Raw genomic sequence first — 7,719 nt, forward strand, 5'->3', positions numbered from 1 at the left:
AGTGATGGGAGAGAATGTTCAAGAGTGGATTCTAAATGTTCAGATAAAGACATAAAAAAATGAGCGTATTTACATACACTCTTTTTTACTACATTTTACTAAAATTTGCTTAACTGACTGGCATTACCTGAACAGGGTCTTTTTTCTATTATATTGTCTTGATCAGGTGACGGATTAATTATCATAAAACCGTCATAAAGCTGTAACCCGGCTGTCATATTCCAAAATCAAAATGTGAATATCGAAAACAGGTACTCAACTGAATCAAAAGTGGTGTACTCGAAATTTTAATAAATGAGAGAGATCCAGAATGCGCTTAACAAATATAGCAATCTTAATTGCAGCGGGGGTAGCGGCATCCACGACAGCGAATGCAGCACGTGACACTATTCAAATCGCAGGTTCTTCTACTGTTTTACCTTATGCCAGTATTGTCGCTGAAGAATTTGGCAATACTTTCCCTCAGTTTAAAACACCAGTCGTTGGTTCAGGTGGTTCATCTGGCGGCCTAAAACAGTTCTGTAATGGTGTAGGGGACAATACCATTGATATTGCCAATGCCTCGCGTCAAATCAAAAGTGCCGAACTGGCAGAATGTAAAAAGAATGGTGTCAACAAGGTACTAGAAATCAAGATCGGGTATGACGGGATTGTCTTTGCATCTAATTCGAATAAAGCCGCTTATAAATTACGACCTCAGCATGTTTATGCTGCTTTAGCTGCGCAGTTACCTTCTAAAGGGAAAATGGTGGCTAATCCATATACCCGCTGGAACCAGATTGATCCAGCTTTGCCGAATGAACCCATCACTTTAGTGATTCCGGCTTCAAATCATGGCACACGTGAAGTCTTCCAGGAGAAGATGGTGGATGCAGGCTGTGAAACGTATGCTGCAATTAAGTCTCTAGATAAAGATGCCAAGAAAAAAGCATGTACCAGCTTCCGTAAAGATGGCCGTGTTGTTGAAATTTCAGGTGACTATACTGAAACTTTGGCACGCTTAAAAACCTCACCGAGCGCTGTTGGCGTATTCGGCCTGGGCTTCTATGACCAGAACCGTGATCGTCTGCGTGTAGCTACAGTCAATAACGTGGCACCTTCTGAAAAGACCATTTTAAATGGTGCTTATCCGGTATCTCGTCCATTGTTCTTCTATGTCAAAGGCGAACACCTGAAATCAATCAAAGGTTTGCAACAGTTCACAGAGTATTTCCTGAATAAAAAGGTATCGGGTAAGGGTTCCAAGCTGGAAAAAGCCGGCTTGATTTCAATGTCAGACAAAGAACGTGCAGCAGTGCTGGCAAATTTTAAGGCTGCAAAAGCCGTAGTAGTGAAATAAAACAGGATTTAGGGAAATGCTGGTGACAGTCGACCTGTCATCGGCTTTTCATGGCAAGCAAGTTTTTTCACAGACTAAAATCCTGAAAAGAACCATGGAGAATACATGAATCTGCTACTTATAGGTGTGTTACTGGCTTTAATTGCCATCGCCTATCAAATCGGATTAAGTAAAAGCCGGAAACTAGCAGGTCAGGGCAATAATTCTGAGATGCTACATTCACGTCCTGGATATTATGGCGCGCTCGTAGCTTTGTGGTGTGGACTTCCTGCATTTTTGATTCTGATGGCATGGAACATTGTTGAACCTAGCCTGCTGGAACAGGTCGTAATTAAACACCTGCCTCATGATGTTTTGACTCATCTGGATCAAGCCAGTCTGAGTGTGGTCATAGATCGTGTACAGGCATTGGCTTCCGGTTTCGGTGTCAGTGATCAGCCGGCTGCTTATGAACTTGCAGCAGCAGAACAATTAGCTAAATTTTCTACCATCGGTACTTTTGCCAAACTGGCAGTTGTCATTTCTGTGGCTTTGGCCGGTCTGGTCTGGGCAAAAAAACGGATCAGCCAGAATTTTCGTGCACGTAATCAGGTCGAAAAGATCATGAATATCGGGCTGGCCTTGTGTTCTGGAGTAGCCATCCTGACCACACTCGGCATTGTGATGTCGATGTTTGGCGAAGCCATGCGATTCTTCAGCTTTGTCAGTCCACTGGATTTCTTCTTTGGCACCGAATGGGATCCGGGTTTTAGCACCACGGGTCATGCCGAAGGCAGTTATGGATTATTGCCATTGCTGTGGGGAACATTGATGGTCAGCGGGATTGCATTACTTGTTGCAGTCCCCTTAGGACTGATGATTGCGATTTATCTGGCCGAGTACGCATCACCACGCTTCCGAGCTTGGGCAAAGCCGACCATTGAGGTTTTGGCTGGAATTCCAACGATTGTCTACGGTGTTTTCGCCTTAATGATTCTGGGGCCATTTCTTAAAAGTCTAGGTGCTTTGGTCGGTATTGATATTAATGCCACCAGTGCGCTTACTGCTGGCTTCGTCATGGGCATCATGATTATTCCATTCGTGTCATCTTTATCAGACGACATTATTACCCAGGTACCACGTGCCTTGAGGGATGGTTCTTTAGGTCTGGGCGCGACCAAATCTGAAACGATTCGTCAGGTCGTATTACCAGCCGCTTTACCCGGCATTATTGGCGCTTTTTTGCTGGCGGCATCGCGGGCCATTGGTGAGACCATGATTGTGGTACTCGCAGCAGGAAACAGTCCGCAACTGCATGCCAATCCACTGGAAGCAGTTTCAACAGTGACCATTACCATCGTCAATCAGTTGACGGGTGATACTGACTTTGCCAGTCCGCAGGCGCTGGTGGCTTTCGCCTTAGGTCTTACTTTGTTTGTCATTACTTTGGGGCTGAACATTGTTGCACTGTACATCGTGCGTAAATATCGAGAGCAATACGACTAATGAGTACTTCAAATACAACGCCTGTAGATCAGCCTATTGATCCATCTGTGGCTGCTGAGCAACGTGAAAAGCGCAGGAAGACCATTCAAAGCTCTCTGGCACGACGTCATCGCAAAGAAAAAACCTTTCGTGTCATGGGGCTTTCTGCCGTATTGGCTGGTTTGTTCTTTGTGGTAGTTCTTTTCGGCAGTATTTTGGGCAAAGGTTTGCCGGCATTCTGGCAAAGCAGTATGAGCTTGCCGATTTATTTTGATCCAGCCATTGTCAATATTAATCCTAAACCTAAACAGGCTGCGGGAGAATCCCAGGCACAATTTGAACAGCGTATGGTGGATTGGCAAATGCAGGTCGGTCTGGTTGACTGGGATGCCTTGATTGTAAATGGCATGATTGCCAAAGACAGTAAGCTGGAAAGCCAGCGTGATGAACTGGGCTATTTATATACCAGTTCAGAAGCGTATCGTCTGCGGGATATGGTACTGAATAATCCGGCTCTGGTCGGTCAAACCAAAGACGTAAAAATTCTCGCAGATGCCAATGTTGATGTCTGGCTGGCTGGCAATATTGACCGCGATCTGCCCGATGAACAGCAACAGCTCAGTCCTGAAGTCCGTCAGCTTGCGGATGATATGAAAGCTGCCGGAATCATAGAAAGTAGCTTTAATACCAATATCTTTACCAGTCCGGACTCGCGCAGTTCACCTGCTACCTCAGGTCTCGCAGGCGCATTTATGGGCTCATTGTTCATGATGCTGATCGTGATCTTTATCTCGATTCCGATCGGGGTAGCATCGGCCATCTATCTTGAAGAATTTGCACCAAAGAACTGGATTACCGATGTCGTAGAAGTGAATATTAATAACCTTGCAGCAGTTCCTTCCATTGTCTTTGGTTTACTCGGTGCAGCGATTTTTATTGGCTGGATGCATTTACCACTGTCAGCACCGTTGGTGGGTGGTCTGGTATTAAGTTTGATGACACTACCGACTGTGATTATTACTACGCGTGCATCACTTAAAGCCGTACCGCCATCCATTCGTCAGGCAGCATTAGGCTTAGGTGCATCACGCTTGCAAACCGTATTTCACCATGTTTTACCGCTTGCACTACCAGGTATTTTGACGGGGGCGATTATTGGTGTGGCACAAGCACTGGGTGAAACGGCCCCGCTATTATTGATCGGGATGAGTGCTTTTGTCGCAAGTGTACCGGCTTCACCATTTGATCAATCCACAGCATTGCCGGTGCAAATTTTCCTGTGGCAAGGCAATGAGCTACGTAACTTCTTCGAAGGACGTACTGCAGCAGCCATTATTGTACTTCTGGCCATGATGATCAGCCTGAACAGCTTAGCCATCTGGTTACGTAAGAAATTTGAAGTCCGTTGGTAAGGAAGAGCAGAATATGAATACAGCAAATCCAACTATAAATGCCTTAGAAAAGGATCCGTCTGTGAATCCACAACATACACAATTTACCCAAGATTCTGTGACCCAAAAGCCGGCGACTGCTTTTGTTTCCCAGTTTGATACTCAGGCTGAAAACAAAGCACCGAAAAAGTCAGATCAGGTCAAAATCAGTACCTCAGATGTACATGTTTACTATGGTGAAACAGAAGCAATTAAAGGGATTGATCTGAACATCTATGAAAATGAAGTGATTGCTTTTATCGGTCCTTCAGGTTGTGGTAAGTCAACATTCCTGCGTACCTTAAACCGGATGAATGACACGATTGATCGCTGTCGTGTAACCGGTAAGGTGTTGCTGGATCATCAGGATATTTATGACACGAATCTGGATGTGGTATTGCTGCGTGCGCAGGTGGGGATGGTGTTCCAGAAGCCAAACCCTTTTCCAAAGTCGATTTTTGACAATGTCGCTTATGGGCCAAAATTACATGGTTTGGCACGGGACAAATATGATCTGGAAGAAATTGTAGAAAACAGCTTGCGTAAAGCGGGATTATGGGATGAAGTCAAAGACCGTTTAAATCAGCCGGGTACGGGGCTGTCGGGTGGTCAGCAGCAGCGTTTATGTATTGCACGGACGATTGCCGTTTCTCCTGAAGTGATTCTAATGGATGAACCTTGTTCAGCACTCGATCCGATTGCAACAGCCAAAGTTGAAGAACTGATCTCCGAGCTTTCAACCCAATACACCATTGCTATTGTGACTCACTCCATGCAGCAGGCAGCGCGAGTCTCTGATCGGACTGCTTATTTCCATTTAGGTGATCTGATCGAAGTCAACTCGACCGAGAAAGTCTTTACCCAGCCAGATCATCAGCTCACTGAGGCCTATATTACAGGGCGTTTTGGTTAAGAAGTTTTATCTCAAGAAAGAAGGGCTAAAAAGCTCTTTTTTTTATATCCAAAAGTAACCAAAGAATAGAAGATATATCAATTGAATCAGTGAAATGTGGAAAAATAAACCGAATCCTATTGTGCCCTAAATTCTTATAGAATATGCCGTCTTTGACATGGCAGAGCTGTCAAAAGATAGATGTTAAGAAAAGGTTGCATCCGCTATGAAAACACTCAAAAAGATGTCAGTTTTTCTGATGCTGCTGATTGCATTAAGTTTAAGTATGGGTGGTCTGTGGCATCAATTACAAGGCGGCAGCATGTTTTATACACTGATTGGATTGCTGTATGGACTCAGTTTGAATTTCTATTTTAAAAGGCAGGAAAAAGCCTTATATGCGAATTCTGCTGTATTGCTGGGTGTTATTCTCTGGGCAGGTTATCAGCATGGCATCAATCTTTTATAGTACAAATTATTTTTGCTCTACTAAAGCCCCATGGATACTGCTCTGTTTCAGCAATTAAACAACAATATTCTATTGAAAAAAAATCATTTGACCTTATCTTAAATTGAAACCTATATAAATAATTGAGACCCGATTTTTATGTTATTTCATACCCCCAAATTACCCGCTGAAATCCGTATTAGTCACTTGAATGCGCGCATTAACGAGCAACGAAAAAAAATAGCGCAAACAACTTCATCTAAACTGGAACTTTTGCAATTGAGCCAGCAATTGTCAAAAGAAGCGCGTGCGCGTAAGAAAACTAACCAGAAAATCTATGTACTCGATTTTAAAGGCGATATGGCTGCGTCTGCGGTAGAAAGCCTGCGTGAAGAAATTACCCTGATTCTATCTACAGCGAAAGCTGGTCGTGACCGTATCATTGTACGTTTAGAAAGTCCGGGTGGTATGGTGCATGGTTATGGTCTTGCAGCTGCGCAGCTGGTGCGCTTACGTGAAGCGGGTTTTCATGTGACCATCTGTGTTGATAAGGTTGCAGCCAGTGGCGGTTATATGATGGCGTGTATTGCAAATGAAGTGATTTCTGCGCCGTTTGCGATTGTGGGTTCAATTGGGGTAGTGGCACAGGTGCCAAACTTTAACCGTCTACTGAAAGAAAACAAGATCGATTTTGAACTTTATACTGCGGGTCAATACAAACGTACGGTGACCATGTTTGGTGAAAATACCGAAGAAGGCAAAGCCAAGTTTGAAGAAGAATTGCAACAGACACATGCCTTGTTTAAACACTTCGTGGAAAAATATCGTCCACAGTTAAATGTTGAAAAAGTGGCAACGGGTGAACACTGGTATGGTCAGGATGCCCTAGACCTGAATCTGGTAGATAAACTGCAAACTTCCGATGAATATCTGCTAGGCCTATTACCACAACATGATGTGTATTTAATCCAGACCCGTAAAAAACCAACGCTGGGCGAAAAACTAGGTTTGCAAGCAGCACAAATTGCAGATTCTTTTATCCCTGCGGTGATGAATAAAGTAGTAGATACATTAACCAAAGCCAATTCAAATCTGGTTCAGATGCGCGATCCTAAACTTTAATTCATTATTCAGTTATGAATCTAAGAGCTCACTTCGGTGGGCTTTTTTATGATCTAAAATCAAACAATTGTGCTATAAATAACTGACTTATAGTGGTTTCTCATTTATATGCTCACGTTTCTTTTACTATTCGGCTTCTTCAGTATCATTTTTATTCCGATGCTATGTATGTTCTATTCTGAAGCGAAATTAACCACTGACGAATCGAAGAAAATTTTATTTTGGCTCAGCTTTCTTCCGGGCACTTCAATCTTTTTACTTTACGCATTTTTAAAGCCAGATGCTCCACCTGTTATTCCTTCGCAGGACTGTGGCGTGATTCAATTTTACCAATTCAATGCTCGTCGTGGTGGTTACTTTGAGCGTGTCAGCATCCGCTTTGATGGTGCTCAATATAATCGTCATCTATTTTTTGATAAGCATCTAAAGAAAATTCCTCAAGGTCAAAAAGCCTGCTTTGAATATTTAGATAAGTTCAAATATCCGCATTTGGCAGAATCTAAGCTGGTTAAATGGATTGAACCTTCATAAATATCAGCCATGGTTACTGCTCATCAGCTAAAATGAAGCATATTTCCATTAAGAGCAGAAAGATGACCGTGGCTGAAGCATTTTTAGCAATCCAAAATTGTTATTTTAACTATGAATTTGAGGAACTGAATTTAGCGGATGACTTCCCAGAAGAGTTGCCTGTTTCTCTACGTGGAATTATGTACAGACATGAGATTCAATATCCCGATGCCACCTATTATATTTATTACAGCGAGATATTGACGGGTAATGAATTGCAAAAAATGAAAGATGATTGGCAGCGATATTGCCCACTTCCATAATTTAAAATAAGAAAATATAAAATCTAAGTCTTTAATTCCAGCAAATAAAAAAGCTCACTTTAGTGGTAATGCCAGTCAGTTAAGAGATTGACTGGCATTTTTTTGGGTATTTCTGTGGTTTCCCTTTCACAACTCGTGGGTAGTTTCTACTTCTTTTTTTCGGTAAAACATACCTTTTAGATTTTTCCATT

General features: G+C 42.8%; 8 protein-coding genes. All 8 read left to right on the forward strand.

Translation table 11 applies throughout. The annotated features are described in order from the left end of the window. Window positions 1-310: 310 nt before the first annotated feature. Window positions 311-1,339: a substrate-binding domain-containing protein gene (locus FTV13_RS15260; RefSeq protein WP_179992251.1), complete on the forward strand. Its 1,029-nt coding sequence runs from the start codon at window positions 311-313 to the stop codon at window positions 1,337-1,339. Window positions 1,340-1,444: 105 nt separating this feature from the next. Next, window positions 1,445-2,824, forward strand: a complete 1,380-nt coding sequence (pstC, locus tag FTV13_RS15265; RefSeq protein WP_179992252.1) for a phosphate ABC transporter permease subunit PstC — start codon at window positions 1,445-1,447, stop codon at window positions 2,822-2,824. Beyond that, window positions 2,824-4,215, forward strand: coding sequence for a phosphate ABC transporter permease PstA (pstA, locus tag FTV13_RS15270; RefSeq protein WP_179992253.1), 1,392 nt, complete (start codon window positions 2,824-2,826; stop codon window positions 4,213-4,215). The genes pstC and pstA overlap by 1 nt, the downstream gene beginning before the upstream one ends. A gap of 13 nt (window positions 4,216-4,228) precedes the next feature. Next, window positions 4,229-5,146: a phosphate ABC transporter ATP-binding protein PstB gene (gene pstB / locus FTV13_RS15275; protein WP_218946477.1), complete on the forward strand. Its 918-nt coding sequence runs from the start codon at window positions 4,229-4,231 to the stop codon at window positions 5,144-5,146. 205 nt (window positions 5,147-5,351) lie between these two features. Then, the gene (locus FTV13_RS15280; protein ID WP_159123125.1) at window positions 5,352-5,594 is read left to right on the forward strand and encodes a hypothetical protein; all 243 of its coding nucleotides are present in this window, start codon (window positions 5,352-5,354) and stop codon (window positions 5,592-5,594) included. 138 nt (window positions 5,595-5,732) lie between these two features. Further along, a complete protein-coding gene (sohB, locus tag FTV13_RS15285) occupies window positions 5,733-6,695 on the forward strand; it encodes a protease SohB (protein ID WP_159123126.1) in 963 nt (320 codons plus the stop codon). Between the two features lie 108 nt (window positions 6,696-6,803). Then, entirely contained in the window at window positions 6,804-7,226 is a 423-nt protein-coding gene (locus FTV13_RS15290) for a hypothetical protein (protein WP_180012522.1), read from the forward strand. A 62-nt stretch (window positions 7,227-7,288) separates the two neighbouring features. Next, window positions 7,289-7,528, forward strand: coding sequence for a hypothetical protein (locus tag FTV13_RS15295; RefSeq protein ID WP_159123128.1), 240 nt, complete (start codon window positions 7,289-7,291; stop codon window positions 7,526-7,528). The last annotated feature ends 191 nt before the right edge of the window (window positions 7,529-7,719 follow it).

It is taken from the genome of Acinetobacter sp. YH12235 (assembly GCF_013417705.1).
Lineage (GTDB): Bacteria > Pseudomonadota > Gammaproteobacteria > Pseudomonadales > Moraxellaceae > Acinetobacter.

Bases quoted from the DNA above. Each gene is read 5' to 3' on its own strand.
- pstB (WP_218946477.1), top strand. From the start codon at position 4,229: ATGAATACAGCAAATCCAACTATAAATGCCTTAGAAAAGGATCCGTCT.
- FTV13_RS15290 (WP_180012522.1), top strand. From the start codon at position 6,804: ATGCTCACGTTTCTTTTACTATTCGGCTTCTTCAGTATCATTTTTATT.
- pstA (WP_179992253.1), top strand. From the start codon at position 2,824: ATGAGTACTTCAAATACAACGCCTGTAGATCAGCCTATTGATCCATCT.
- FTV13_RS15260 (WP_179992251.1), top strand. From the start codon at position 311: ATGCGCTTAACAAATATAGCAATCTTAATTGCAGCGGGGGTAGCGGCA.
- sohB (WP_159123126.1), top strand. From the start codon at position 5,733: ATGTTATTTCATACCCCCAAATTACCCGCTGAAATCCGTATTAGTCAC.
- pstC (WP_179992252.1), top strand. From the start codon at position 1,445: ATGAATCTGCTACTTATAGGTGTGTTACTGGCTTTAATTGCCATCGCC.
- FTV13_RS15295 (WP_159123128.1), top strand. From the start codon at position 7,289: ATGACCGTGGCTGAAGCATTTTTAGCAATCCAAAATTGTTATTTTAAC.
- FTV13_RS15280 (WP_159123125.1), top strand. From the start codon at position 5,352: ATGAAAACACTCAAAAAGATGTCAGTTTTTCTGATGCTGCTGATTGCA.